The organism is Streptomyces sp. NPDC012935 (assembly GCF_042900345.1).
In the GTDB taxonomy this organism is placed as follows: Bacteria; Actinomycetota; Actinomycetes; order Streptomycetales; family Streptomycetaceae; genus Streptomyces.
In genome coordinates this window covers 190,593-217,472 of the sequence record NZ_JBIBBC010000005.1, presented here as the reverse complement: position 1 = coordinate 217,472, position 26,880 = coordinate 190,593, and the positions used below count along the sequence as shown (strand labels likewise).

At 70.1% G+C, this 26,880-nt stretch carries 19 protein-coding genes; 13 read left to right on the top strand and 6 right to left on the bottom strand.

The annotated features are described in order from the left end of the window. Window positions 1–21 precede the first annotated feature (21 nt). The gene (uvrA, locus tag ACFY5C_RS15165) at window positions 22–3,087 is read left to right on the top strand and encodes an excinuclease ABC subunit UvrA (protein ID WP_389444488.1); all 3,066 of its coding nucleotides are present in this window, start codon (window positions 22–24) and stop codon (window positions 3,085–3,087) included. A gap of 172 nt (window positions 3,088–3,259) precedes the next feature. Here uvrA and ACFY5C_RS15160 read toward each other — a convergent pair whose 3' ends face one another. From ACFY5C_RS15160 to ACFY5C_RS15150, 3 genes are all read right to left on the bottom strand, one after another. Beyond that, window positions 3,260–4,171, bottom strand: a complete 912-nt coding sequence (locus ACFY5C_RS15160) for a carbohydrate kinase (RefSeq protein ID WP_389444487.1) — start codon at window positions 4,169–4,171, stop codon at window positions 3,260–3,262. Further along, the gene (locus ACFY5C_RS15155; protein WP_389444485.1) at window positions 4,168–5,316 is read right to left on the bottom strand and encodes a LacI family DNA-binding transcriptional regulator; all 1,149 of its coding nucleotides are present in this window, start codon (window positions 5,314–5,316) and stop codon (window positions 4,168–4,170) included. Before ACFY5C_RS15155 ends, ACFY5C_RS15160 begins: the two co-directional genes overlap by 4 nt. Window positions 5,317–5,499: 183 nt before the next feature. Then, a complete protein-coding gene (locus tag ACFY5C_RS15150) occupies window positions 5,500–6,474 on the bottom strand; it encodes a hypothetical protein (protein ID WP_389444483.1) in 975 nt (324 codons plus the stop codon). A gap of 695 nt (window positions 6,475–7,169) precedes the next feature. Between ACFY5C_RS15150 and uvrC the strand changes: the two genes are divergently transcribed. The 12 genes from uvrC to pgi all read left to right on the top strand — a co-directional run bounded on the left by uvrC (window position 7,170) and on the right by pgi (window position 22,844). Continuing rightward, window positions 7,170–9,302 carry an excinuclease ABC subunit UvrC gene (uvrC, locus tag ACFY5C_RS15145; RefSeq protein ID WP_389444481.1) on the top strand — a complete coding sequence of 711 codons (2,133 nt, stop codon included), beginning with the start codon at window positions 7,170–7,172 and terminating at the stop codon, window positions 9,300–9,302. Beyond that, window positions 9,299–10,315, top strand: coding sequence for an RNase adapter RapZ (rapZ, locus tag ACFY5C_RS15140; RefSeq protein WP_389444479.1), 1,017 nt, complete (start codon window positions 9,299–9,301; stop codon window positions 10,313–10,315). Before uvrC ends, rapZ begins: the two co-directional genes overlap by 4 nt. Then, complete coding sequence (gene yvcK, locus ACFY5C_RS15135) at window positions 10,312–11,379, top strand: uridine diphosphate-N-acetylglucosamine-binding protein YvcK (RefSeq protein WP_389444477.1); 1,068 nt, start codon at window positions 10,312–10,314, stop codon at window positions 11,377–11,379. The genes rapZ and yvcK overlap by 4 nt, the downstream gene beginning before the upstream one ends. Beyond that, window positions 11,370–12,359 carry a DNA-binding protein WhiA gene (whiA, locus tag ACFY5C_RS15130; RefSeq protein ID WP_345009985.1) on the top strand — a complete coding sequence of 330 codons (990 nt, stop codon included), beginning with the start codon at window positions 11,370–11,372 and terminating at the stop codon, window positions 12,357–12,359. The genes yvcK and whiA overlap by 10 nt, the downstream gene beginning before the upstream one ends. Window positions 12,360–12,510: 151 nt before the next feature. After that, window positions 12,511–15,465 (top strand): M14 family zinc carboxypeptidase, encoded by a 2,955-nt coding sequence (locus ACFY5C_RS15125; RefSeq protein WP_389444475.1) that lies wholly within the window; start codon window positions 12,511–12,513, stop codon window positions 15,463–15,465. A 229-nt stretch (window positions 15,466–15,694) separates the two neighbouring features. Beyond that, complete coding sequence (gene gap / locus ACFY5C_RS15120; RefSeq protein ID WP_369270310.1) at window positions 15,695–16,702, top strand: type I glyceraldehyde-3-phosphate dehydrogenase; 1,008 nt, start codon at window positions 15,695–15,697, stop codon at window positions 16,700–16,702. Window positions 16,703–16,857: 155 nt separating this feature from the next. After that, complete coding sequence (locus tag ACFY5C_RS15115) at window positions 16,858–18,069, top strand: phosphoglycerate kinase (protein WP_389444473.1); 1,212 nt, start codon at window positions 16,858–16,860, stop codon at window positions 18,067–18,069. 6 nt (window positions 18,070–18,075) lie between these two features. Continuing rightward, on the top strand, window positions 18,076–18,852 hold the full coding sequence (gene tpiA, locus ACFY5C_RS15110; protein WP_389444471.1) for a triose-phosphate isomerase: 777 nt from the start codon (window positions 18,076–18,078) through the stop codon (window positions 18,850–18,852). A 102-nt stretch (window positions 18,853–18,954) separates the two neighbouring features. Then, window positions 18,955–19,185: a preprotein translocase subunit SecG gene (secG, locus tag ACFY5C_RS15105; protein WP_328430621.1), complete on the top strand. Its 231-nt coding sequence runs from the start codon at window positions 18,955–18,957 to the stop codon at window positions 19,183–19,185. 201 nt (window positions 19,186–19,386) lie between these two features. Further along, window positions 19,387–19,722: an RNA polymerase-binding protein RbpA gene (locus ACFY5C_RS15100; protein WP_003957010.1), complete on the top strand. Its 336-nt coding sequence runs from the start codon at window positions 19,387–19,389 to the stop codon at window positions 19,720–19,722. A gap of 145 nt (window positions 19,723–19,867) precedes the next feature. Next, a complete protein-coding gene (locus ACFY5C_RS15095) occupies window positions 19,868–21,136 on the top strand; it encodes an MFS transporter (RefSeq protein WP_389444469.1) in 1,269 nt (422 codons plus the stop codon). 52 nt (window positions 21,137–21,188) lie between these two features. Next, window positions 21,189–22,844 (top strand): glucose-6-phosphate isomerase, encoded by a 1,656-nt coding sequence (gene pgi, locus ACFY5C_RS15090; RefSeq protein ID WP_389444467.1) that lies wholly within the window; start codon window positions 21,189–21,191, stop codon window positions 22,842–22,844. Between the two features lie 295 nt (window positions 22,845–23,139). Here pgi and ACFY5C_RS15085 read toward each other — a convergent pair whose 3' ends face one another. The 3 genes from ACFY5C_RS15085 to ACFY5C_RS15075 form a co-directional block, all read right to left on the bottom strand. Next, window positions 23,140–25,428 carry an FtsX-like permease family protein gene (locus tag ACFY5C_RS15085; RefSeq protein ID WP_389444465.1) on the bottom strand — a complete coding sequence of 763 codons (2,289 nt, stop codon included), beginning with the start codon at window positions 25,426–25,428 and terminating at the stop codon, window positions 23,140–23,142. A gap of 69 nt (window positions 25,429–25,497) precedes the next feature. Then, the gene (locus ACFY5C_RS15080; protein ID WP_362378715.1) at window positions 25,498–26,232 is read right to left on the bottom strand and encodes an ABC transporter ATP-binding protein; all 735 of its coding nucleotides are present in this window, start codon (window positions 26,230–26,232) and stop codon (window positions 25,498–25,500) included. A gap of 104 nt (window positions 26,233–26,336) precedes the next feature. After that, complete coding sequence (locus tag ACFY5C_RS15075) at window positions 26,337–26,852, bottom strand: PadR family transcriptional regulator (protein WP_389444463.1); 516 nt, start codon at window positions 26,850–26,852, stop codon at window positions 26,337–26,339. Between the last annotated feature and the right edge of the window lie 28 nt (window positions 26,853–26,880).

Here is a 26,880-nt window from a genome sequence, read left to right as displayed (position 1 = left end):
TCAAGAAAGGTGCGGACCGGCGTGGCCGACCGTCTCATCGTCCGTGGCGCGCGCGAGCACAATCTGAAGAATGTCTCGCTCGACCTGCCGCGCGACTCGCTCATCGTCTTCACGGGCCTGTCGGGGTCGGGTAAGTCCTCGCTGGCCTTCGACACGATCTTCGCCGAAGGGCAGCGGCGTTACGTGGAGTCGCTGTCGTCCTACGCCCGGCAGTTCCTCGGCCAGATGGACAAGCCGGACGTCGACTTCATCGAGGGTCTGTCCCCGGCGGTCTCCATCGACCAGAAGTCGACCTCGCGCAACCCGCGCTCGACGGTCGGCACCATCACCGAGGTCTACGACTATCTGCGGCTGCTCTTCGCGCGCATCGGCAAGCCGCACTGCCCCGAGTGTGGCCGCCCGATCTCGCGCCAGTCGCCGCAGGCAATCGTCGACAGGGTCCTGGAGCTGCCGGAGGGGAGCCGCTTCCAGGTCCTGTCTCCGCTGGTGCGCGAGCGCAAGGGCGAATTCGTCGACCTCTTCGCCGACCTCCAGACCAAGGGCTACTCCCGCGCGCGTGTGGACGGCGAGACGATCCAGCTGTCCAACCCACCCACGCTCAAGAAGCAGGAGAAGCACACCATCGAGGTGGTCGTCGACCGCCTCACGGTGAAGGACTCCGCCAAGCGCCGGCTCACCGACTCCGTGGAGACCGCCCTCGGCCTGTCCGGCGGCATGGTCGTGCTCGACTTCGTCGACCTCCCCGAGGACGACCCCGAGCGCGAGCGGATGTTCTCGGAGCACCTGTACTGCCCGTACGACGACCTCTCCTTCGAGGAGCTGGAGCCGCGCTCCTTCTCCTTCAACTCGCCCTTCGGCGCCTGCCCCGAATGCACCGGCATCGGCACGCGCATGGAGGTCGACCCCGAGCTGATCGTCCCGGACGAGGACAAGACCCTCGACGAGGGCGCCATCCACCCCTGGTCGCACGGCCACACCAAGGACTACTTCGGCCGACTGATCGGCGCCCTCGCGGACGCCTTGGGATTCCGGACGGACATCCCGTTCGCGGGCCTGCCGCAGCGCGCCAGGAAGGCCCTGCTGTACGGGCACAAGACGCAGATCGAGGTCCGCTACCGCAACCGTTACGGGCGCGAGCGCGTGTACACGACGCCGTTCGAAGGGGCCGTCCCCTTCGTCAAGCGCCGGCACAGCGAGGCGGAGAGCGACGCCAGCCGTGAGCGCTTCGAGGGCTACATGCGCGAGGTGCCCTGCCCCACCTGTGAGGGCACGCGCCTGAAGCCGATCGTCCTCGCGGTCACGATCATGGAGAAGTCGATCGCCGAGGTCTCCGCGATGTCCATCAGCGACTGCGCGGAATTCCTGGGCGAGCTGAAGCTCAACGCCCGCGACAAGAAGATCGCCGAGCGCGTGCTGAAGGAGGTCAACGAGCGGCTGCGGTTCCTGGTCGACGTCGGCCTGGACTACCTCTCGCTCAACCGCGCGGCCGGCACGCTCTCCGGTGGCGAGGCCCAGCGCATCCGCCTGGCCACCCAGATCGGTTCCGGACTCGTCGGCGTGCTGTACGTCCTCGACGAGCCGTCGATCGGTCTGCACCAGCGCGACAACCACCGGCTGATCGAGACTCTGGTCCGGCTGCGCGACATGGGCAACACGCTCATCGTCGTCGAGCACGACGAGGACACCATCAAGGTCGCCGACTGGATCGTCGACATCGGCCCCGGCGCCGGTGAACACGGCGGCAAGGTCGTGCACAGCGGCTCCCTGAAGGAGCTGCTCGCCAACGCCGAGTCGCAGACCGGTCAGTACCTGGCCGGCAAGAAGTCGATCCCGCTGCCCGACATCCGACGTCCGCACGACCCGTCCCGGCAGCTCACGGTGCACGGCGCCCGCGAGAACAACCTCCAGGACATCGACGTCTCGTTCCCCCTGGGCGTGTTCACCGCGGTCACCGGTGTGTCCGGCTCCGGCAAGTCCACGCTGGTCAACGACATCCTGTACACGCACCTCGCGCGCGAGCTGAACGGCGCCCGCAGCGTGCCCGGGCGGCACACCCGGGTGGACGGCGACGACCTCGTCGACAAGGTCGTGCACGTCGACCAGTCGCCCATCGGCCGCACCCCGCGGTCGAACCCGGCGACGTACACCGGCGTGTTCGACCACATCCGCAAGCTGTTCGCCGAGACGACCGAGGCGAAGGTCCGCGGTTACATGCCGGGCCGCTTCTCCTTCAACGTCAAGGGCGGCCGCTGCGAGAACTGCGCGGGCGACGGCACCATCAAGATCGAGATGAACTTCCTCCCGGACGTGTACGTCCCGTGCGAGGTCTGCCACGGCGCCCGGTACAACCGGGAGACCCTGGAGGTCCACTACAAGGGCAAGTCCATCGCCGAGGTCCTGAACATGCCGATCGAGGAAGCCATGGACTTCTTCGAAGCCGTCCCGTCGATCAACCGTCACCTCAAGACGCTGAACGACGTCGGTCTCGGCTATGTCCGGCTCGGTCAGTCCGCGACCACCCTGTCCGGCGGTGAGGCCCAGCGGGTGAAGCTCGCCAGCGAGCTGCAGAAGCGCTCCACCGGCCGCACGGTCTACGTCCTCGACGAGCCGACCACAGGTCTGCACTTCGAGGACATCAGCAAGCTGCTGAGGGTGCTGTCGGGCCTGGTCGACAAGGGCAACACGGTCATCGTCATCGAGCACAACCTCGACGTGATCAAGACCGCCGACTGGGTCGTGGACATGGGTCCCGAGGGCGGCGCCGGCGGCGGCCTGGTCATCGCCGAGGGCACGCCCGAGGAGATCGCTGCGGTCCCGGCCAGCCACACCGGCAAGTTCCTGCGCGAGATCCTCGACGCCGATCGCATCAGCGACGCGGCCTCGGTGAAGGCCCCGCGCAGGACTGCGGCCAAGAAGACGGTCGCGGCAGGGGCGACCGCGAAGAAGACGGCGACCGCCCGGACCACGAAGGCGGTCAACAACAAGGCCACCGGCAAGGCGGCAGGGGCCACGAAGAAGGCCGCTTCCACGGCTGCCGCGAAGAAGGCGACGCCCGCGAAGAAGACGACGCGGGCCCGCAAGGCCTGAGGCTCACGAGCGACGAGCCGGACACATCGTCAAAAGTGCGGCGCCCCGCGGGAACTCCCCGCGGGGCGCCGCACGTTGGATCATCAGCGGCCCGATCCATGCGGCTGCGACGAACCTTGACTGCTCAACAGCGGATTCGAATGGAACAGAGAGCCGCGTAGCGGAAGGCCTCTCAGAAGTCCCCCACTTCGGAGGCATACGGCGGCTCGGCGCCCGCCCGGGAACAGGTGATCGCGGCAGCCCGCGCCGCGAACCGCAACAGCCGTGTCCAGCCGTCGGCCCCCAGTCCCGCGAGCGCCTCGGCGGACAGGGCGTCCTGGGCGGCAAGCCCGTGCAGCAGGGCCGCGTTCACGGTGTCGCCCGCACCGATCGTGTCCACGACGTCGACCTCCTCACCCGCCACGGAGTGCTCGGCGCCGTCCGGCGTGAAGGCGGTCAGCCCCTCACCGCCCCGGGTGATCACGACGGCTGCAGGTCCCGCGGCCAGCCACTCGCGCGGCGTGCCGCCCAGCCACAGCGCGTCCTCCTCGGAGAGCTTCAGCAAGGACACCGACGGCAGCCAGCTCTTGAACCGGGCCCGGTAGCCGTCCGGGTCGGGGATCAGTCCGGCCCGGATGTTCGGGTCGAGCGCGGTGAACACCCCGTGCGAAGCCGCGCTCCGCATCAGCTCCTCATAGGCGCTCGCCCCCGGTTCCAGGACGAGCGAACAGGTACCGAAAGACACCGCGCGGGCCCCGGCGGGCAGCTTCGCAGGCGCCGTGAAGAGCCGGTCGGCGGTGCCGTCGACATAGAAGGAGTAGGTGGCCGACCCCTTGGCGTCGACGGTGGCGACCGCGAGCGTGGTCGGTTCCATACCGCGCTGCACGGCCGACACGTCCACTCCGGCCGCCCGCAGCCCGTCGAGCAGGGCCTCACCGAAGGCGTCGTAGGACGTCCGGGAACAGAAGGCGGTGGGGGAGCCCAGGCGGCCCAGGGCCACAGCGGTGTTGTAGGGGCCGCCGCCCAGCGCCGGCTTCAGGCCTGCGAGGGCGCCCGTGTCCTGCGGTACCAGGTCGATCAGGGCTTCACCGGCGACGACGATCACGAGACGGTTCCTTTCACGGACGTCGGGGGCTGTTCGGGACTGTCAGGTGTCGAGGGCTTCGCTGCGGCCTCGGACGTCGCGGATTTCTCGCGCCTCACCGACCGCCCGGACCGCCCGGACCGCCCCGGCTCTTCGGCACACCCGCACGAGGTGCGGTGCACCAAGGTGCAGGGGAGACGCACGGTCCGGGCGGGCCTGTCGGGGGACGCGAGACGGTCCAGGAGCACGCGGACCGCCTGAGCGCCGATGTCCCTGCTGGGCTGGGCTATGGCGGTGAGCCTGGGCGAGAACAGGTCGGCCCAGGCGAAGTCGTCGAAGCAGCACAACGCGATGTCGTCGGGCACGGAAAGGTCGTGGCCACGCAGGGCGCGCAGGGCGCCGATGGTCATCGCGTTGTTGGCGGTGACGAGCGCGGTGGGCGGTGTGGCGAGCGACAGCAGCGCTGCGGTGGCCCGTTCGGCGCCGGCGGACTCGGAGTCGCCGTGCGCGACGAGGTGCTCGTCGTACGCGAGCCCGGCTGCCGTCAGGCCGTCGCGGTACCCGGTGAGCCGCTCGCTGGTGGTGCTGAGCCCTGGCAGACCGGCGATCAGGCCGATCCGACGGTGGCCGAGCTCGGCGAGATGGGTGACCAGCCGCGCCATGGGTTCGGCGCTGTCGGCGCAGACCTGGTCGAACCCCGTCGAGCCGTCCGCCGGGGCGTCGACCACGCGGTCGAGAAGGACAGTCGGCACCTTGTGGCGCCCGAGATAGGCGAGGAGCTCGCGAGGGTCGGCGGAAGGAGCGACGATCATGCCGTCCACCCGGCGCTCGTGCAGGAGCTGGACGACCTTGCGTTCGTGCACGGGATCGTCGTGCGGGTCGGCGATGAGCAGGCTGTAGCCGTGTTCCAGGGCGCCCGCCTCGACGCCCTGGAGTATTTCGGTGAAGTAGGGGTTGCTGATCGCCGACACCGCGAGTCCGATGGACCGGGTGCGGGAGGTCACGAGGGAACGGGCGAGCGTGTTGGGCGTGTAGCCGAGCTCGTCCATGGCGTCCAGCACCGCCTGGCGGGTGTGGGGCAGCACCGGCCGGGTGTCGTTCAGCACGTGCGAGACGGTCGCCACGGACACGCCGGCGCTCCGCGCGACGTCGGCCATGGTTGCCATCACGATCCCCTCCCTGTGCCGCGCCCCTCCCTGGGCCACCGCGACCCGCTCGCCGCGGGGTTCTGGCCGGGAACGTATCCCATTCGGCGCCGTACGTAAACGCTTGCGCAATCGTTTACGTCCCCTCTCGGCCAGGAGCCTGGGCCGGGGGAGCCCGGCAGAGAACCGGCCTGGAGCCTCAGCTCACTCCCAGTCCCACCCGATGCCCACGATCCCCGACCGCACCCGCGGCTCGACCAGGTGCACGGAACGGTGCAGCGCGCTGAGGGCCAGCCCCTGGCGACCGCTGCGGGGCGCTGCCGCCGAGTGCTGGGAGAACCGGTGACAGCGGATGGGGAGGGCGTTCCCGGCGAACCGGACCTGGAGGGCGTACTGGCCGCCCGCGAGCGGGAAGCCCCGGGCATACTCGCGGCACACGTCCGCCGTGCCGTCCTCGACGCCGTAACGGAAGAGGTACGTATCGCCCGCACGCAGACGCGCACCGAAGAGCAGCTCCGCCACCAGAACGCCGGTGTCGTGGTGCCAACGGACCCGGCCTGTACGGCAGTTCTCCACGGCGCGCACCGTCATGCGCTCCGGCACGCAGCCCGGGTCGCCGTGGTGGACGGCGAGGAAGCGGTCCACACCATCCCTGTGGGCGCGCACGATGTGGTGCGACTCGCGCCCCGCCAGCTCGCGGCGCGCCCCGATGCGTACCAGCTCGTGATGGGCGAGGGTGTGCAGGCCGCCGTCGGTCGAACAGTCCAGTTCGGCCAGCAGCTGTTCCAGGACGCCCGATGCCTCCACGAGGGAGCGGTAGGAGCGGGCCGCGGGCTGCTGGAGGGTGGAGTGGTCGTCGGCCTCGGCGAGCAGCCGGATCAGGGACTCCTCCGGCAGCTGGAGTATCTCCTCCAAGGCCCGCACCGCCCGCAGCGACTCGGGCCGCTGCGGCCGACGGGCACCCTGCTGCCAGTAGCTCAGGCTGGTGACGCCGACCTTCACCCCACGCCGGGACAGATGGTGCTGCACCCGCTGCAGCGGCAGTCCCCGGGCGGCTATCGCGGCGCGCAAGGCTACGTGGAACGGACCGCCTCGCAGGGCCGTGTCCAGTTCCGCGGTGGCGACGGTGGCAACGGTGGCGACGGTGGGGGCGTCCGCGTGCTGAGTGGCGTGCGGCATGCAGGGGCCTTTCTGTAATGTTCACAACGGCTGGTCAGACCGGTCGCGCGGCTCGTCGGGGCCACCCCGTCGGCGTTTGGGGGGTCTTCACATCCGTACGCCGTCGTTCAGGGCCCCGAGTTCCACCGCATTGAAGCGTGTTGACCAAGTCCCGACAACACCTGTCGCCCAACAGCTGCGCACCCTGGCCGAGTCCCGACGCAGCCGCCCACCCCGTGCTCTCAAGTCGCTGTGCCGATCCTGGTGTTGCGCATGCAGGCGGAGGTCCGGCCCGGTGACCAGGCCGGAGTCATGTCGGCGCGTGGGCTCACCAGGCCCAGCTCCGCCTTCGACCCAGCCTCCCGAGAGAGCGCCGCGGCCAGGGGCCGCCTGTCCGCTCGTGCTGACGGTGTCCACCCGCACGCACGGCACCGGTGTGGTCGGCGTCACGGACGCCGGCGAGACGAACCACGCGGACGCCGGCGAGACGGACCGCGCAAGCCAGTGAGACGGACCGCGCGCAAGCCAGTAAGACGGACCGCGCAGCCGAGGTGATCCACTGCCCAGTCCGCCGGGGCCGGCCGCTGCTGTCGGGGCCGGCGCCGACCACCCCTGTGTCCTGGCCGTTCTCGCCGTTCCTGGAGTCCCGCCGACCGGCCGGGCCGGTTATCCACAGCCTCGCCGGAGTGTCAGCGGGCGCCAGTAGGGTGTGAGACATGGCCGACCCCTCCAGCTACCGCCCCAAGCCGGGACAGATCCCGGACTCTCCCGGGGTGTACAGGTTCCGTGACGAGCACCGCCGGGTGATCTACGTCGGAAAGGCGAAGAGCCTGCGCCAGCGCCTGGCGAACTACTTCCAGGACCTCGCGGGCCTGCATCCGCGCACCCGCTCGATGGTCACCACGGCAGCGTCCGTGGAGTGGACCGTGGTGTCCACGGAGGTCGAGGCTCTACAGCTGGAGTACTCCTGGATCAAGGAGTACGACCCCCGGTTCAACGTCAAGTACCGGGACGACAAGAGCTACCCGTACCTCGCGGTGACGATGAACGAGGAGTTCCCGCGCGTGCAGGTGATGCGCGGTCACAAGAAGAAGGGCGTCAGGTATTTCGGGCCGTACGCGCACGCGTGGGCGATCCGCGACACCGTCGACCTCCTCCTGCGCGTCTTTCCCGTGCGCACCTGCTCGGCGGGCGTCTTCAAGAATGCCCGCCGCACCGGCCGCCCCTGCCTGCTCGGCTACATCGGCAAGTGTTCCGCCCCCTGCGTGGACCGCGTCTCCGCCGAGGAGCACCGCGAACTGGCCGAGGAGTTCTGCGACTTCATGACCGGCCGTACGAGCACCTACCTTCGCCGGCTGGAAAAGCAGATGACGGAGGCGGCCGACGAGATGGCGTACGAGCGGGCCGCCCGCCTGCGCGACGACATCGAGGCGCTCAAGAAGGCCATGGAGAAGAACGCGGTCGTGCTCGCCGACGCGACCGACGCCGACCTCGTCGCGGTCGCCGAGGACGAGCTCGAGGCGGCCGTGCAGATCTTCCACGTCCGTGGCGGCCGGGTACGCGGCCAGCGCGGCTGGGTGACCGACAAGGTCGAGGAGATCACCACGGGCGCCCTCGTCGAGCACGCGCTCCAACAGCTCTACGGCGAGGAGACCGGGGACGCCGTGCCCAAGGAGGTCCTCGTCCCGGCCCTGCCCGATCCGGTGGAGCCGGTGCAGGAGTGGCTGACCGGCCGGCGCGGCTCGGGCGTCTCCCTGCGCATCCCCCAGCGAGGCGACAAACGCGCTCTCATGCAGACCGTGGAGCGCAACGCCCAGCAGGCGCTCGTCCTGCACAAGACCAAGCGTGCCTCCGACCTGACCACGCGCTCGCGTGCCCTGGAGGAGATCGCCGACGCCCTCGACCTCGACAGCGCCCCGCTCAGGATCGAGTGCTACGACATCTCCCACCTCCAGGGTGACGACGTCGTGGCCTCCATGGTCGTCTTCGAGGACGGGCTGCAGCGCAAGAGCGAGTACCGCCGCTTCCAGATCAAGGGCTTCGAGGGCCAGGACGACGTCCGCTCCATGCATGAGGTGATCACCCGCCGCTTCCGGCGCTACCTCGCCGAGAAGGAGAAGACGGGCGAGTGGGCCGACGGTGACAGCAGCCTCGGCGACACGTCGACCGGCCCCCTCACCGACACCTCCTCCGCGCCCATCGCCGACGGCCTCGATGCCGATGTCACCGACGGCCAGGGCAACGGCCTCAAGGACGACGACGGCCGACCCAAGCGCTTCGCCTACCCGCCGCAGCTCGTCGTCGTCGACGGCGGACAGCCGCAGGTCGCGGCCGCCCAGCGGGCCCTGGACGAGCTCGGCATCGACGACATCGCCGTCTGCGGCCTCGCCAAGCGCCTGGAGGAGGTCTGGCTGCCCGGCGAGGACGACCCGGTCGTCCTGCCCCGCACCAGCGAGGGCCTCTATCTGCTGCAGCGCGTCCGGGACGAGGCGCACCGCTTCGCGATCACCTACCAGCGCACCAAGCGTGCCAAGCGTTTCCGGTCGAGCCCGCTGGACGACGTCCCCGGTCTCGGTGAGACCCGCAAGCAGGCTCTGATCAAGTACTTCGGTTCGGTGAAGAGGCTCCGATCCGCGACAATCGATCAGATCTGCGAGGTTCCGGGCATAGGTCGCAAGACGGCCGAGGCGATCGCGATTGCCTTCGCCCAGGCGGCTCCGGCCGCACCCGCCGTGAACACGGCTACTGGAGAGATCATGGAAGACGAGGAATCCGATACGACGGCGGAGACCTCGGGGGAGCCCGTGTCCGCGGGCGCCCCGGACGAACGACGGGGGCAGGAGAGATGAGCGAGCACGAGACACAACCCACAGGCGAGCGAGATCAACAAGCTCAGGGCACGCACAGGAAGGACGGCGAGGGTCTCACCCAGCAAGATGCACCCCAGGAAGACGGAGCACAGGTGAGTACGGGCGCCGACGCAGCCCAGGTCCCCGAGACGGCCATCCCCGAGCTGGTGATCATCTCCGGAATGTCCGGGGCCGGCCGCTCGACGGCGGCCAAGTGTCTGGAGGACCTCGGCTGGTTCGTCGTCGACAACCTCCCGCCCGCGCTGATCCCCACCATGGTGGAGCTCGGTGCCCGCTCCCAGGGCAACGTGGCGCGGATCGCGGTGGTCGTCGACGTCCGTGGCCGCCGCTTCTTCGACAACCTCCGTGAGTCGCTGTCCGACCTCGACACGCGGGGTGTGACACGCCGGATCGTCTTCCTGGAGTCCTCCGACGACGCCCTGGTGCGCCGCTTCGAGTCGGTGCGCCGTCCGCATCCCCTCCAGGGTGACGGCCGTATCGTCGACGGCATCGCCGCCGAGCGTGAACTCCTGCGCGAGCTGCGCGGCGACGCCGACCTGGTCATCGACACCTCCAGCCTCAACGTGCACGAGCTGCGGGCCAAGATGGATGCCCAGTTCGCCGGCGACGAGGAGCCCGAGCTGCGGGCCACGGTCATGTCCTTCGGGTTCAAGTACGGCCTCCCGGTCGACGCCGACCTGGTCGTGGACATGCGCTTCCTGCCCAACCCGCACTGGGTCCCGGAGCTGCGCCCCTTCACCGGCCTCAACGAGGAGGTGTCGGCGTACGTCTTCAACCAGCCCGGCGCGAAGGAATTCATCGACCGCTACTCCGAGCTGCTCCAGCTCATCGCGGCCGGATACCGCCGTGAGGGCAAGCGGTACGTGACCATCGCGGTCGGCTGCACCGGCGGCAAGCACCGCTCGGTCGCCACCTCCGAAAAGCTCGCCGCCCGCCTCGCCTCCCAGGGCGTGGAGACGGTGGTCGTACACCGGGACATGGGACGGGAATGACGGGACGTACACCGCGGCTGAGCAGGCTGCGCCGGGCGGTGCCCGAGACACGCGCCGCCCGCCCCGCCGAGGCCCGTGGCGCCAGGCCACGCCGCCGGGGCGCCCAGCCCAAGGTCGTCGCCCTCGGCGGCGGGATGGGCCTGTCCGCCTCCCTCGCCGCACTGCGCCGGATCACCGGCGATCTCACCGCCGTCGTCACGGTGGCGGACGACGGCGGCTCCAGCGGGCGCCTGCGTGACGAGCTGGGCGTACTGCCGCCCGGTGACCTGCGCAAGGCGCTGGCCGCGCTGTGCGGCGACGACGACTGGGGCCAGACCTGGTCCCGCGTCATCCAGCACCGCTTCCACTCCAAGGGCGACCTGCACGACCACGCGGTCGGCAACCTGCTGATCGTCGCTCTGTGGGAGCAGCTCGGTGACCACGTCCAGGCCCTCGACCTGGTCGGCAAGCTGCTCGGGGCGCACGGGCGCGTGCTGCCCATGTCCGCCGTGCCGCTGGAGCTGCAGGCCCTGGTCAAGGGGCACGACCCGGACCGACCCGAGGAGGTCGACACCGTCCGGGGGCAGGCGAACGTCGCCCTCACCTGCGGCGAGGTGCAGTCGGTGCACGTGGTGCCGCACGACCCGCCCGCCGTTCCGGAGGCCGTCGCCGCCGTCCGGGACGCGGACTGGGTGGTGCTCGGTCCCGGATCCTGGTTCTCCTCGGTCATCCCGCACCTGCTCGTGCCGGAACTCCTGGACGCCCTCACCGAAACGAAGGCGCGCCGGGTGCTCTCCCTGAACCTCGCGCCGCAGCCGGGAGAAACCGAAGGCTTCTCACCGCAGCGTCATTTGGAGGTTTTGGGACGACACGCCCCTAAACTCGCCCTGGACGTGGTGCTGGCCGACGAGGCTGCCGTGCCCGACCGCGATGTGCTCACCGAGGCGGCCAAGCGGCTCGGCGCCGCGGTCGAGCTGGCCCCGGTGGCCCGGACGGACGGGACGCCCCGGCACGACCCGGAGCTGCTCGCCGCCGCGTACGACCGTATTTTTCGGATGCATGGAAGGATCGGCCCATGGCGATGACGGCAGCGGTGAAGGATGAGATCTCCCGGCTCCCCGTCACCCGGACCTGCTGCAGGAAGGCGGAGGTCTCCGCCATTCTGCGGTTCGCCGGCGGCCTCCACCTGGTCAGCGGGCGCATCGTGATCGAGGCGGAGCTGGACACCGCGATGGCGGCGCGCCGGCTCAAGCGGGACATCCTGGAGATCTTCGGCCACAGCTCCGAGCTGATCGTGATGGCACCGGGCGGGCTGCGCCGCGGTTCGCGCTACGTCGTTCGTGTGGTCGCGGGCGGTGACCAGCTGGCCCGCCAGACCGGCCTGGTGGACGGGCGGGGCCGCCCGATCCGCGGCCTGCCCCCTCAGGTGGTCTCCGGGGCCACCTGTGACGCGGAGGCCGCCTGGCGCGGTGCGTTCCTGGCGCACGGCTCGCTCACCGAGCCCGGCCGCTCCTCCTCCCTCGAAGTGACCTGCCCGGGCCCCGAGGCCGCGCTCGCCCTGGTCGGCGCGGCCCGTCGGCTGTCGATCGCCGCAAAGGCCCGCGAGGTGCGCGGCGTGGACCGCGTGGTCGTCCGGGACGGCGACGCGATCGGCGCCCTGCTCACCCGCCTCGGTGCGCACGAGTCCGTGCTGGCCTGGGAGGAGCGCCGGATGCGTCGCGAGGTCCGCGCCACGGCGAACCGCCTCGCCAACTTCGACGACGCCAACCTCCGCCGATCCGCGCGCGCGGCCGTCGCCGCGGGCGCCCGGGTCCAGCGCGCCCTGGAGATCCTCGCCGACGAGGTCCCCGAGCACCTCGCCGCCGCCGGCCGCCTGCGCATGGAGCACAAGCAGGCGTCCCTGGAGGAGCTGGGCGCCCTCGCCGACCCGCCGCTGACCAAGGACGCCGTCGCCGGCCGTATCCGCCGCCTGCTGGCCATGGCCGACAAGCGAGCCCAGGACCTGGGCATCCCGGGCACGGAAGCGAACCTCTCCGAGGAGCTGGCGGACAACCTCGTGGGATGAGGTGAGGGGTCGTCAACCGGCCGGTGCCGATGTCCACTTGGGAGGTCGGCACCGGTATTTGTCAGTCTTTGCGGCACTCTTGACGGGACCGTGATGTGGCATGAGCCTGGCAGTCATTCGTCACTGTGGCGAAACACTGCTAGGGGGGTTCATGAGACCCAGAGCGAGATCGATCCTCGCTGCCGGTGCGCTCCTGATAGGCGGAGCGAGTATCGCACCGATCGCCCAGGCACAACCGGGAAGTTCACAAGACAGCGACCCGAGCGAAGTCAAGGTCTTCCGAGCCGAAGTCACCAAGCAGCAGGTACCGCTGCTGCTGGCGGCCGGCCAGGACGGCCACGAACTCAGTGAGCAGGCGCCCGAGAAGGGCAAGGCCACCGTCGAGGTCTACCTCACCGACGACCAGGCCGAGAAGCTGGAGAAGCAGGGCGTCGAGCTCACCGAGCACGACCTCTCCGCCAGCGCTGAGGCACGTACCGACAAGGCCGCGGAGGGCGTGTACCGCCCGTACAGCGGTAGCGGGGGGCTCAAGGAGGAGATCGTCCGGGCGGGGCAGGAGAACCCCGGCCTCACCAAGGTCGTCTCCATCGGCAAGACCGTGGGCGGCCAGGACATCCTGGCGCTCAAGCTCACCAAGAACGCCAAGAAGACGAAGGACGGCTCCAAGCCCTCCGTCCTGTACGTGTCCAACCAGCACGCGCGCGAGTGGATCACGCCGGAGATGACCCGGCGCCTGATGCACCACTACCTGGACAACTACCAGACGGACAAGCGCGTCAAGAAGATCGTCGACTCCACCGAGCTGTGGTTCGTCCTCTCGGCCAACCCCGACGGTTACGACCACACGTTCAAGGACTCCAGCACCCGCCTGTGGCGCAAGAATTTGCGCGACATCAACGGCGACGGTGCCATCAGCACCGGCGACGGCGTCGACCTCAACCGGAACTTCCCCTACAAGTGGGGCTACGACGACGAGGGTTCGTCCCCGAACCCCACCAGCGAGACCTACCGCGGCGCCTCCCCGGGCTCCGAGCCGGAGACGAAGGCACTGGACGCCTTGGAGCGCCGTATCGGCTTCGACTACGGCATCAACTACCACTCAGCGGCCGAACTCATCCTGTACGGCGTCGGCTGGCAGGTGGCCACCGACACCCCCGACGACGTCCTCTACAAGTCCCTCGCCGGCACGCCGGACAACCCGGCGATCCCGGGCTACCACCCGCAGGTCTCCTCGGAGCTCTACACGACGAACGGCGAGGCGGACGGTCACGCCTCGAACGTCAACGGCATCGCGATGTTCACGCCCGAGATGTCGACCTGCCAGACCGCGTCGAACATCGACCCGAACGACCAGTGGAACGCCAGGGACTGCCAGTCGGTCTTCAACTTCCCGGACGACGAGAAGCTGATCCAGCAGGAGTTCGCCAAGAACGTCCCGTTCGCGCTCTCCGTCGCCGAGTCCGCCGCGCACCCCGACCAGCCGGCCTCCTCGCTCGGCCTGAAGGCCGCCGACTTCACCCCGGCACCCTTCACCACGTCGTACTCCCGCGGCGCCGACCAGGAGGTCTCCGTCGTCGTACGCAAGTCCGTGCGCGACAAGGAGCTCAAGTACCGCGTCAACGGCGGCCGTACGCACGACATGGCACTCAGGCCCTGGAGGGGCGGCGAGACGTACGGCGGTGAGGACAACCTCTACTTCGACGAGTACCGCGCCAAGGTCGCCGACGGCGACCGGGGCGACAAGGTCGAGGTGTGGTTCACCGGCGAGACCAGGAGCGGAAAGAAGGTCTCCAGCGAGCACTTCACGTACACCGTGGCCGAACGGCCGCGCGCGGACGTCCTCGTGGTCGCAGAAGAAGGCGCCGCCGCGACGCACGCGCAGAAGTACGTCGACGCGCTCAAGGCCAACGGCCACAGGGCGATCGTCTGGGATGTCGCCACTCAGGGCGCGCCCGACGCGCTCGGCGTGCTCGGCCACTTCGACACGGTCGTCCACTACACCGGCGCGAACGTCCCCGGTAACGCCACCCAGCTCCAGCTGCGTGCCTACCTCAACGAGGGCGGCAAGCTGATGGAGGCGGGCGAGCAGGCCGGCGGCAACGTCGACCTCGGTGGCGGCACCCTGTCGAACGACTTCAGCCAGTACTACCTGGGCGCGTACTCCCGTACGTCGCTCCCCGGCGCCACCGGCTTCACCGGTTCCGGCGAACTCGGAGGCGTCACCGGAGCACTCGGCGACGCCACCGGCAACCCGCTGGACAAGGCAGGGAGTTACAGCGTCACCTCGGACCAGCTGGCCGTCGACAAGTACCCGCAGTTCGCCAGTGCGGGCGCGGGCCAGTTCGCAGGAACGGTCAACCCGTACGGCCCCTACGCCGGTTCGTGGATGGCGGCCGCCGTGCACACCGACGACGCCTACAAGCGGCTCACCAGGACCGTCGACCTCACCGGTGTGACCGCGGCGCAGCAGCCGACCCTGCGCACCCAGTTGCTGTGGGACGTCGAGCCCGGCTACGACAATGTCCTGATCGAGGCCCACAGCACCGGGGCCGAGGACTGGACGACCCTCCCCGAGAAGAACGGCGCGAGCAGCAACGCAGTGCCGGCGGAGTGCGAGGCCGGCTTCTACATGGCCGAACACCCCTGGCTCAAGCACTACCTGACGCAGTCGGCCGCAGGCTGCACCGCGTCCGGCACCAGCGGGCAGTGGAACGCCCTCACCGGCGCCTCCGCGGGCTGGAAGCAGGTGGAGTTCGACCTGAGCGCGTATGCCGGCAAGTCCGTCGAGATCTCGATCAGCTATGTCTCCGACCCGGGCTTCGGCGGACGCGGCGTCCTTGCCGACCAAGCCGCGCTCGTCGTCGGCGGCACGGCCACCGAGACCGAGGGCTTCGAGACGTCGCTCGGCGCCTGGAGCACGACCGGACCGCCCGCGGGCAGCCCCGCCGTCCTCAAGGACTGGGCGCGCACCGGCGCGCTGTTCCAGACGTACGGAGCGATCACCACGGACGACACGGTGCTGCTGGGCTTCGGCCTGGAACACGTCACCGCGGCGGCCGACCGAACGGCGCTCATCGGAAAGGCCCTCGACTCACTTGACGAGTGACACGCCGAGGTCAACCGTGCGCAACGCACAGTGACCGAATCGAGTGATCCCGGCTTCCGGGCGGGGCGGTCCGTACCCCTACTGGCGGGTACGGACCGCCGTGCCGTGTATGAGGCATCTGAATGTCACCACGGAGGTCTCAGGGAGGTAGGGTCGTAGGCGGTCGGGGACATCCCAAACAGAGCTCGCCGGCACCGCATGGCCGGCGTACCAACGAGGAGATCGGTTCGTGACGATCCGCGTAGGCATCAACGGCTTCGGTCGTATCGGTCGCAACTACTTCCGCGCGCTGCTGGAGCAGGGCGCTGACATCGAGATCGTGGCTGTCAACGACCTGGGTGACACCGCGACCACGGCGCACCTGCTGAAGTACGACACCATCCTGGGTCGGCTCAAGCACGAGGTCACCCACACCGCCGACACGATCACCGTCGACGGCCACACCATCAAGGTGCTGTCCGAGCGCAACCCGGCCGACATCCCCTGGGGCGAGCTGGGCGTCGACATCGTCATCGAGTCGACCGGCATCTTCACCAAGAAGGACGACGCCGCCAAGCACCTCGCCGGTGGCGCCAAGAAGGTCCTCATCTCGGCTCCGGCCAAGGACGAGGACATCACCATCGTGATGGGCGTCAACGAGAACAAGTACGACCCGGCGAACCACCACGTCATCTCCAACGCCTCCTGCACCACCAACTGCGTGGCGCCGATGGCCAAGGTCCTCGACGAGAACTTCGGCATCGTCAAGGGTCTGATGACGACCGTGCACGCGTACACGAACGACCAGCGCATCCTGGACTTCCCGCACAAGGACCTGCGCCGCGCCCGTGCCGCCGCGGAGAACATCATCCCGACCACGACCGGTGCCGCCAAGGCCACCGCCCTGGTCCTGCCGCAGCTCAAGGGCAAGCTCGACGGCATCGCGATGCGTGTCCCCGTCCCGACCGGCTCGGCCACCGACCTGGTCGTGGAGCTGTCGCGCGAGGTCACCAAGGACGAGGTCAACGCGGCGTTCAAGAAGGCGGCCGAGGGCGAGCTGCAGGGCTACCTGTCCTACACCGAGGACGAGATCGTCTCCTCGGACATCGTCAGCGACCCGTCGTCCTGCACCTTCGACTCCTCCCTGACCATGGTCCAGGAGGGCACCTCGGTGAAGATCCTGGGCTGGTACGACAACGAGTGGGGCTACTCCAACCGCCTCGTCGACCTCACGGTCTTCGTCGGCAACCAGCTCTGATATATCCAGAGCAGGCGCATTGATGTGAGTCAGGGCTCGGTCGGCGCAGGGACGCGCCGTCCGAGCCCTGACTCACGTGCAGATCAGACCTGTTGGATCACGAGTGCTTCCGGGCACTTACGAGCGATCACGAGCCCTTCTCAGGAGTCCCCTTCATGAAGACGATCGACGAACTTCTCTCCGAAGGCGTCGCCGGTAAGCGGGTCTTCGTCCGCGCCGACCTGAACGTGCCGCTGGACGGCACCACGATCACCGACGACGGCCGTATCCGCGCCGTCCTGCCCACCGTCAAGGCGCTGGCCGAGGCGGGCGCCCGGGTGGTCGTCGCTTCGCACCTGGGCCGCCCCAAGGGTGCCCCGGACCCGGCCTTCTCCCTGGCCCCCGCCGCCGCGCGCCTCGGTGAACTGCTCGGCGCGGACGTCGCGTTCGCGACCGACACGGTCGGCGAGTCCGCCCAGGCCGTGGTCGCCGGCCTCGCCGACGGCTCGGTCGCGGTCGTCGAGAACCTCCGCTTCAACGCCGGTGAGACCAGCAAGGACGACGCCGAGCGCGCCGCCTTCGCCGAGCAGCTGGCCGCCCTCGTCGACGTCTACGTCGGTGACGGCTTCGGCGCGGTGCACCGCAAGCACGCTTCGGTGTACGACCTCCCGGCCAAGCTGCCGCACTACGCCGGCTACCTCATCGCGAACGAGGTCGCCGTCCTGAAGAAGCTCACCGATGACGTCAAGCGGCCGTACGTCGTCGCCCTCGGCGGCGCCAAGGTGTCCGACAAGCTCGCCGTCATCGACCAGCTGCTCGCCAAGGCCGACCGGCTGCTCATCGGCGGCGGCATGGCGTACACCTTCCTCAAGGCCAAGGGCTACGAGGTCGGCATCTCCCTCCTCCAGGCGGACCAGATCCCGGTCGTCACCGAGTACATGGAGCGCGCCGAGAAGAACGGCGTCGAAATCGTCCTGCCGGTCGACGTCCTGGTCTCCACCGAGTTCCCGGACCTGAAGACCAAGGCTCCGGCCAACCCCACGACCGTCGCCGCGGACGCCATCCCGGCCGACCAGGAGGGCCTGGACATCGGTCCGGAGACCCGCAAGCTGTACGCCTCGAAGCTCGCCGACGCCGCCACCGTCTTCTGGAACGGCCCCATGGGCGTCTTCGAGCACCCCGACTACGCCGAGGGCACCAAGGCGGTCGCCCAGGCCCTCGTCGACTCCAAGGGCTTCACCGTGGTCGGCGGTGGCGACTCCGCCGCGGCCGTCCGCACCCTGGGCTTCGACGAGACGGCATTCGGCCACATCTCGACCGGTGGCGGCGCCTCCCTCGAATACCTCGAGGGCAAGACGCTCCCCGGCCTCGCCGCACTGGAGGACTGACCCTTTATGAGCACGCGCACGCCGCTGATGGCGGGCAACTGGAAGATGAACCTCAACCACCTCGAGGCCATCGCGCACGTCCAGAAGCTCGCCTTCGCCCTGGCCGACAAGGACTACGAGGCCGTCGAGGTCGCCGTCCTGCCGCCCTTCACCGACCTGCGCTCCGTGCAGACCCTGGTCGACGGCGACAAGCTGAAGATCAAGTACGGCGCCCAGGACATCTCGGCGCACGACTCCGGTGCCTACACCGGCGAGATCTCCGGCTCGATGCTGGCCAAGCTGAAGTGCACGTACGTGGCGATCGGCCACTCCGAGCGCCGCCAGTACCACGCCGAGACCGACGAGATCGTCAACGCCAAGGTCAAGGCCGCCTACAGGCACGGCCTGACCCCGATCCTGTGCGTCGGCGAGGAGCTGCACGTCCGCGAGGCGGGCAACCACGTCGGTCACACCCTCGCCCAGGTCGAGGGCGGTCTGAAGGACCTCCCGGCCGAGCAGGCCGAGACCGTCGTGATCGCCTACGAGCCCGTCTGGGCCATCGGCACCGGCAAGGTCTGCGGCACCGAGGACGCCCAGGAGGTCTGCGCCGCCATCCGCGGCAAGATCGCCGAGCTGTACTCGCAGGAGCTGGCCGACCAGGTCCGCATCCAGTACGGCGGCTCCGTGAAGGCGGGCAACGTCGCGGAGATCATGGCCCAGGCCGACATCGACGGCGCCCTGGTCGGCGGTGCGTCGCTGGACGCCGACGAGTTCGTCAAGATCGTGCGGTTCCGCGACCAGTGAGTTCCTGGTAAGCGGGATCCGTCGTACCCTTGCGGGGGCACAGCTCAGTGGCTGTGCCCCTGTCGTCCATCCAGATCCGAGGAAGTTGGTCCAGCCGTGGTTATGGGGTTCTCGATCGCCCTGATCGTCTTCAGCGGGCTGCTGATGCTGCTGGTGCTGATGCACAAGGGCAAGGGCGGCGGCCTCTCCGACATGTTCGGTGGCGGCATGCAGTCGTCCGTCGGTGGCTCCTCGGTCGCCGAGCGCAACCTCGACCGGATCACCGTTGTGGTCGGTTTGCTGTGGTTCGCGTGCATTGTCGTACTCGGTGTTCTGATGAAGGTGAACAACTGACCGGCACGCACAATCCACACGTAAGGCCCCATGTTCGGTACGCGCAGCTGAGCGCGGCCTATCATGGGGCTTGCGTCTAGGTGTGAGGGCTCTGTAACTCCAATCACTGGACGCGCGTTGGGCCTTACGTAGACTGAGGCGCTCGCAGCGAAGCGAAACGCCGACTCGCTTCGCGGCACCATCACGCAGGGAGTTACGACCGTGGCAAGTGGCAACGCGATCCGAGGAAGCCGGGTCGGGGCGGGGCCGATGGGCGAGGCCGAGCGGGGCGAGTCCGCGCCCCGGCTGCGCATCTCCTTCTGGTGCTCCAACGGGCATGAGACCCAGCCCAGCTTCGCCAGCGACGCGCAGGTTCCCGACACCTGGGACTGCCCGCGCTGCGGCTTTCCCGCCGGACAGGACCGGGACAACCCGCCGGACCCGCCGCGCACCGAGCCCTACAAGACGCACCTGGCGTATGTACGGGAACGGCGCAGTGACGCGGACGGCGAGGCGATCCTCGCCGAGGCGCTCGCCAAACTGCGGGGCGAGATCTAGGAATTGAGGCCGGCCGGACACCCTCGGGTGCCCGGCCGGAACTGTACGACGCACCGGCGCCGGACCGCTCGCGGACCGATTGTCAGTGGCGCCCTCTACGGTTTGTGCATCGATCTTCTGCATCGATACACCGGGAGGGGGAGTCGTGGCGACGGCTGAGACGGTGGGCGTGGGTGCGCCCGCGTGGCGTGGTGGCTTCGGGCGGCTGTGGAGCGCCGCCGTGCTCTCCAGCTTCGGCGACTCCCTGCGTACGGCGGCCCTGCCGCTCCTCGCCGTGACCCTCACCGACCGGCCGCTGCTGATCGCCGCGGTCACCGCATGTGGCTATCTGCCGTGGATCGTCTTCGGGCTGCTCGGCGGCGCCGTCGCCGACCGGGTGGACCAGCGGCGCGCGATGTGGACGGTGGATGCGTTACGAGGCCTCCTGGTCGGCGCTTTCGCGGTGGCCGTGGCGTTCGGTCACGCTTCGATCGGGCTGCTCATCGCACTGGCCTTCACTCTGACCGCGCTCCAGACACTGTTCGACAACGCCGCCACGGCCCTGCTTCCCGCCCTGGTGGACCGTGACGCGCTCGGCAGTGCGAACGCCCGCCTCATGACCGGGCAGCGCATCGTGGGCGGACTGGTGGGCGGGCCGGTCGTGCCGGTGTTGCTGGCGGCGGGAGCTGCCATGCCCTTCGCGGCCGACGCCGGCACGTACCTGGTGGCGGCAGCGCTGGTGGCCTCACTGCGGATCGAGGCGCCCGAGCGGGGGCCGGGACCGGCGGGCAGCACCCTGCGCCGAGAGATCGCGGAGGGACTGCGCACCCTGTGGCGCGACCGGGCCCTGCGTCGGCTGTGCGCCGCCACCGCCCTGTGCAACATCGGCATGGGCGCCCAGCTCGCCACCCTGGTCCTCCTCGTGACCGGGTGGCTGGACGCCGGCCCTGTGGGATACGCGGCGGCGGGCGCCGCCTTCACGGTCGGCGGCCTGGCCGGGGGAGTGCTGAACGGCCGGATCGTGAAGCGCCTCGGCGGGATCCGGGCCGTGCTGCTCGCCGGCGCGGTGCAGATCGCGGCCCTCGTCACCATGGGCACCGTGCGCAGCCTGGCCGTGCTGGTCGCCGCCCTGTCCGTCTTCGGGCTCATGGGCATGGTGTGGAACGTCAACACGACGACCCTCATGCAACAGCGCAGCCCCGTGGCGCTGCTGGGCCGGGTGGCCTCGGCGTTCCGGACCCTGGCCTTCGCCGGGGTGCCGCTCGGCGCCCTGCTGGGCGGTGCCGTCGCCACCGCCTGGGGCCTCAACACGCCGCCGCTGCTCACGGCCGCCTTCTTCGTACTGGCCGTCGCCTCGCTGATACCTGTGCGCAAGCCGGACGTACCTGTTGTTGCGCCGGACGACGACGCCACGACGGCTCACGCCGCGCACTGATCAATTAGGTTGGAACAGCTGAGACAGGCACGAAAGAAGGCTGAAGTCGGACATGAACGCAGACGGCCGTACCAGGCTCAACCGGACGCCCGAGTGGACCGCCCTGGCCAAGCACCGAGAGGAGCTCGGCGAAGTGCGGCTGCGGGAGCTGTTCGCCGCCGACCAGGGCCGTGGTGCGGGGTACACGCTGCAGGTCGGTGACCTGCACGTCGACTACTCCAAGCACCTGGTCACCGACGAGACGCTGCGGCTGCTGCGCGAGCTGGCCGCCGCGACTGACGTGTTCGGGCTGCGGGACGCCATGTTCCGCGGCGAAAAGATCAACACCACCGAGAACCGCGCCGTGCTGCACACCGCGCTGCGCGCACCCCGTGACGCGGTCATCGAGGTCGACGGGGAGAACGTCGTCCCCGGGGTGCACGCCGTCCTCGACAAGATGGCCGACTTCGCCCAGCGGGTCCGCTCCGGTGCCTGGACCGGGCACACCGGCAGGCGCATCAAGAACGTCGTCAACGTCGGTATCGGCGGCTCCGACCTCGGCCCCGCGATGGCGTACGAGGTGCTGCGCAGCTTCACCGACCGCGACCTGACCGTCCGCTTCGTGTCGAACGTCGACGGCGCCGACCTGCACGAGGCCACCCGCGACCTGGACGCGGCCGAGACGCTGTTCGTCATCGCCTCCAAGACGTTCACGACGATCGAGACGATCAGCAACGCGACCTCGGCGCGCGACTGGCTGCTGGGCGAGCTGAAGGCGGGCCCGGAAGCCGTCGCCAAGCACTTCGTCGCCCTGTCGACGAATGCCGAGAAGGTGGCGGACTTCGGCATCGACACGGCCAACATGTTCGAGTTCTGGGACTGGGTCGGCGGGCGCTACTCCTACGACTCGGCGATCGGCCTGTCCCTGATGATCGCCATCGGGCCGGACCGCTTCCGGGAGATGCTCGACGGTTTCCGGATCGTCGACGAGCACTTCCGCACGGCGCCCGCCGAGTCCAACGTGCCGCTGCTGCTGGGCCTGCTGGGCATCTGGTACGGCAACTTCCACGACGCCCAGTCGCACGCGGTCCTGCCGTACAGCCACTACCTGTCGAAGTTCACGGCGTATCTGCAGCAGCTGGACATGGAGTCCAACGGCAAGTACGTCGGCCGGGACGGGAGGGAGGTCGACTGGCAGACCGGGCCGGTCGTGTGGGGCACGCCGGGCACCAACGGGCAGCACGCGTACTACCAGTTGATCCACCAGGGAACCAAGCTGATCCCGGCGGACTTCATCGGTTTCGCCGAGCCCGTCGCCGAGATGAGCGACGGACTCAAGGCACAGCACGACCTGTTGATGGCGAACTTCTTCGCGCAGACGCAGGCGCTGGCGTTCGGCAAGACGCCGGAGGAGGTGCGTGCCGAGGGGGTGCCGGAGGAGCTGGTGACCCACAAGACGTTCAAGGGCAATCACCCGACGACGACGATCCTCGCGCGCGAGCTGACTCCGTCGGTGCTCGGGCAACTGGTCGCGCTGTACGAGCACAAGGTGTTCGTGCAGGGCGCGGTGTGGAACATCGACTCCTTCGACCAGTGGGGCGTCGAGCTCGGGAAGGTCCTCGCCAAGCGCGTCGAGCCCGCGCTGACCGAGGGTGCCGAGGTGCCGGGGCTGGACGCCTCGACGCAGGCGCTTGTCGCCAAGTACCGGGAGCTGCGCGGCCGGCAGTGACCGCGGATGCGGCGGTGACGTGGATCCGGCAGTGACGCAGATTTGGCGGTGACCGAGGATGCGGTAGGCGGGCGGCGCGTGGTCGTCCGCTTCGCGTCAACTCCTTCGTTGATCGCGGGCATCGCCCTGCTGGAGACGGGCCGGCCCAGGAACCGGTACGGCATCCGGCTGGGGCCGGCCGTAGGTTCCTGGGTGGCGCGCACTACCACCCGCAGCAGCCGTACGCCCCCGGACCCTATGGCCTCGGACCGTGCGGCAGCTGACCTCGCGGAACCCGTGCCGGGCTCATCTTCGGTCAGGCGACCGCGCTCAGTGTGTCGGCGAGTCGGCGGCGGGCCGAGCGGGAGGCCGGGACGGCGGCGAGTGCGGCCGCTCCGGCGACTGCCGCCGTGCCGAACAGCACCAGGAGGGCGGCGGACGGACCCTGGGCGATCCCCGCGCCGATGCCGCTCGATCTGCCCTGGGCGTCGATCAGCCAGTGCGCGAGGGGCGTGCCCAGGGCCGTGCCGACGACGACCGCGGCCAGGGCGGTGCAGGCCGTGGAGGTGACGGTGATCGCGGTGATCTGCCGCGGGGACAGTCCGATGGCCTTGAGGGCCAGCAGGTCGCGCTCGCCCTCGCGGACGGCGCCGCCGATCGCGGTGAGGAGTTCGATGAGCCCGATGAGGGCCAGCACGGCGATCAGGCCCACGACGACTCCGCGCAGGGCCGAGAGGCCGTCGGCAGGATTCGGCACGGCGTGCACGTCGAGGCGTCCGTGCGCGGTGGCGGCCAGCCGGTCGGCCACGTCGCCGGGGTCCGCGCCCGGGCGGAGCCGCAGCTCGTAGAGGGTGGGGCCGAGACCGGGGTCGTTCTCGCGCAGGGTGTCCAGGGAGGTGGAGATGACCCGGCCGGCGTTCTCCGGCTCGACGCTGCGGCCCACGATGTGCAGGATCTGCGGCTGGTCGCCGACGGTCATCCGCACCCAGTCACCGACCCGCACGTCCAGCAGATCCAGCAGCCCCTGCCCGGCCACCGCCTCGTCGCGGCCCTGAGCGGGGCGGCCCTCGGCGAGGGTGTACGGGTAGGGGTCCTCGCGGGTGCCGAGGCCGCGCAGGGCGATCGTGGCCGTCTGGCCCGGGACGAGGGCGGCCACCTCGACGCCGGGGTAGGCGGCGGTGACCTGCGGGTCGCGTTCGAGCAGCGTGCGGGTCTCCAGGTCGGCCAGTCCGGAGTCGGCATGGACGGTCAGGGCGGTCGGCAGGCCGATCTGCTCGGGGCTGCTGTCGAAGCGCTCGATCGTGGTCCACGCGCTCATCGCCACGACGATCAGCAGGAGCGGCAGCGCGAGCCGGGCGACCGTCGCCAGGGATCTCAGGCGACGCGTGAACGCCCGGTGCCAGCCCAGCACCAGCGCGGGCGGCAGCCGCAGCCCGAGCGCCTGCCGGGCCACCCCCGACAGCCGCCCGCCGAGCGGTGCCGCGGGCCGTGGCACCGGCACCGGGGGGACGCGCCCCGCCCGCCAGGCCGCGAGACCGGTGGTCGCGCCGATGAGCAGCACCGCCGCGACAGGAACCGTGAACAGCGCCACGGTGTGCCCGGGCAGTCCCTGCCACACCCCGACCGCGTCCCCGAGCCGCCCCGGGATGTGGCTGCCCAGGGCCTGGATGAGGGCCGCGGCGGCGACGGCACCCAGCAGCGCGTAGGCGAGGTGCTGCAGCAGGAAGACGCGGACCACCTGGCCCGGGGTGAACCCGATCGCCTTCAGCACGGAGATGTCCCGCAGATGACCCCGGATGCGGGTGCCGATGGCCCCGTGGACCGCGAGTCCGGCGGCGATCAGCGCGCCCAGTCCGAACAGGCCCAGCACCTGCCCGAGCAGCCGGTTGTCGCCCTGCGCCTCGGCGCGGCCCTGCTTCCAGGTGGAGACCTCGCTGACCGCGCCGGCGCCCAGCACGGTCACGGCGCGCTGGACGGCGTAGTCCGTGTCGTCGGGGTCCGTCAGACGCAGCCCGATCACCTGGCCGCCCGGGCCGGGCACGGCGGACGGCGGCGCCCAGACGAGGCCCGGCTGCTCGCCCGGCCGGTAGCGCGGCTCGGCGCTGTCGGCGATGCCGAGGACCGTCAGGGTCCGGGCAGTGCCGGTACCGGGCAGGGTGAGGGTGTCGCCGGGGGCGGCGAGGAGGGCGCGGGCGAGGCGGGTCTCCAGGACGACGCCGTCGGGGTTCGAAGGGTCCAGCCAGTGGCCGGAAGTGAGAAGCGGGCGGCCGACAGTGGGGCGCTCGGGGGTGCCCCGCAGTTCGACGGTGGCGCGGGTGCCCTGGGAGGACAGGGTGGTGGAGGCGGTCGGGTAGGGGCCGGCGACGGACTCGACGCCGTCGAGCTCGGCCAGTTTCCCGGTGTCCGCCGAGGGCCCGGTGTGCAGCCAGACGTGCGCACCGTGCGCCTGGGTGAAGACGCGCTGCCAGGGGTTGGTGGCGTAGCCGAACAGGGCCGTGGCCAGCAGCAGCGACACGACGATCCCGGCCGTGGCCAGCACGAGGAACAGTGCTTCGCCGCGATGCGTACGCAGATCGGAGTGCGCCCAGCGCAGGGTGGCTCGCATGGGCGTCAGCCTCGCCGCTCGGGACGGGAAGGCCCGCGCAGGGCGCGGGGATCGTCGTAGAGCCGCATCTCAGTCCCTGAGCTCCAGCACACCCGACGTCCCGGCGCGGCGCGGCGGCGGACCGCCGTCCAGTTCGGCGTCGTCGGCTATGCGGCCGTCGAAGAAGCTGATCACGCGGTCCGCGGCGCTGGCCAGTCGGGCGTCATGCGTGACCAGCACGATCGCCTGACCGCGCTGGTGGAAGCGGGACAGCAGCCGCATCACCTCGCGGGTGCCCTTGCTGTCCAGGCTGCCGGCCGGTTCGTCGGCCAGCAGGAGCGGCGGGCGGTTGACCAGGGCACGGGCCAGCGCGACCCGCTGCTGCTCGCCGCCGGACAGCTCGCCCGGCAGGCTCCGCTCCTTGCCCGCGAGGCCCAGCTCGCCGAGCAGCTCCGCCCGCTCGGTGCGCGCCCGCTTCGGCGCGACGCCGGCCAGCAGCGCGGGCAGCTCCACGTTGTCGGCGACGGACAGGTCGGAGACCAGGTTGAAGAACTGGAAGACGATCCCGATCCGCTTCCTGCGCTCCACCGCCCAGCGGGCCTCGCTCCACCGGTCCGCGCACTCGCCGTCCAGCCAGATGCTCCCGCTGTCCGGGCGCTGCAGCCCGCCCAGCAGATGCAGCAAAGTCGACTTACCGGCACCGGACGGACCGGTGACGGCCACGAACTCGCCCTGCCGGACGGAAAGATCAACGCCCCGGACGGCATGCGCCGGAGCGCCCTCGCCGCCCTGATGCGTCTTGACCAGGCCCTCGGCTCGCAGCACCGGGCGGCTCGCAGCGCTCGGCGCAGCACTCTCGGGCTGCGGCGCAGGGTCACCGGCGCGCGCCCCGCGACCGTCGGCGCCCAGCGCAGGAGCGGAATCGTCGCTCACTCCAGCTCCTCCAGCTCTTCCTGGCACCGTTCCAGCCAGTCGAGGTCGGCCTGCAGATGCAGCATCGCGCCCTCGATCAGCAGATGGGCGATGCGGTTGTCCCGGTCTTCGGCGGCGGCCAGTTTCGACAGTTGACGCATGGTGTTCAAGTACTGGCGCCGCTGTTGGTTGATGAGGGCGATCTGGTCGGCGAGCCCCGTCTGCGGGGCGACGGCCAGCTTCATGAAGAAGTCGTCCCGCACCCTTGGCTCGTCCTCGGGTTCCTCGAACCAGGCGCGCAGCGCCTCACGCCCGGCGTCGGTGAGGTGGTAGACCTTCTTGTTGGGCCGGCTCGACTGCTCGACGTCCTCGCCCTCTATCAGCCCCGATTTCTCGAGACGGCCGAGGGTCACATAGATCTGGCCGACGTTCGGCTGAGGGTACGCGGAGCCCAGCAGTTGCTCAAGGTCCTGCTTCAGCTCGTAGCCGTGGGCCGGGCCGCGCGCCAGCAGGGCCAGGAGGGGCAGCCGCACTCGTGCTCTCCTCCTCGCATCATGGGTA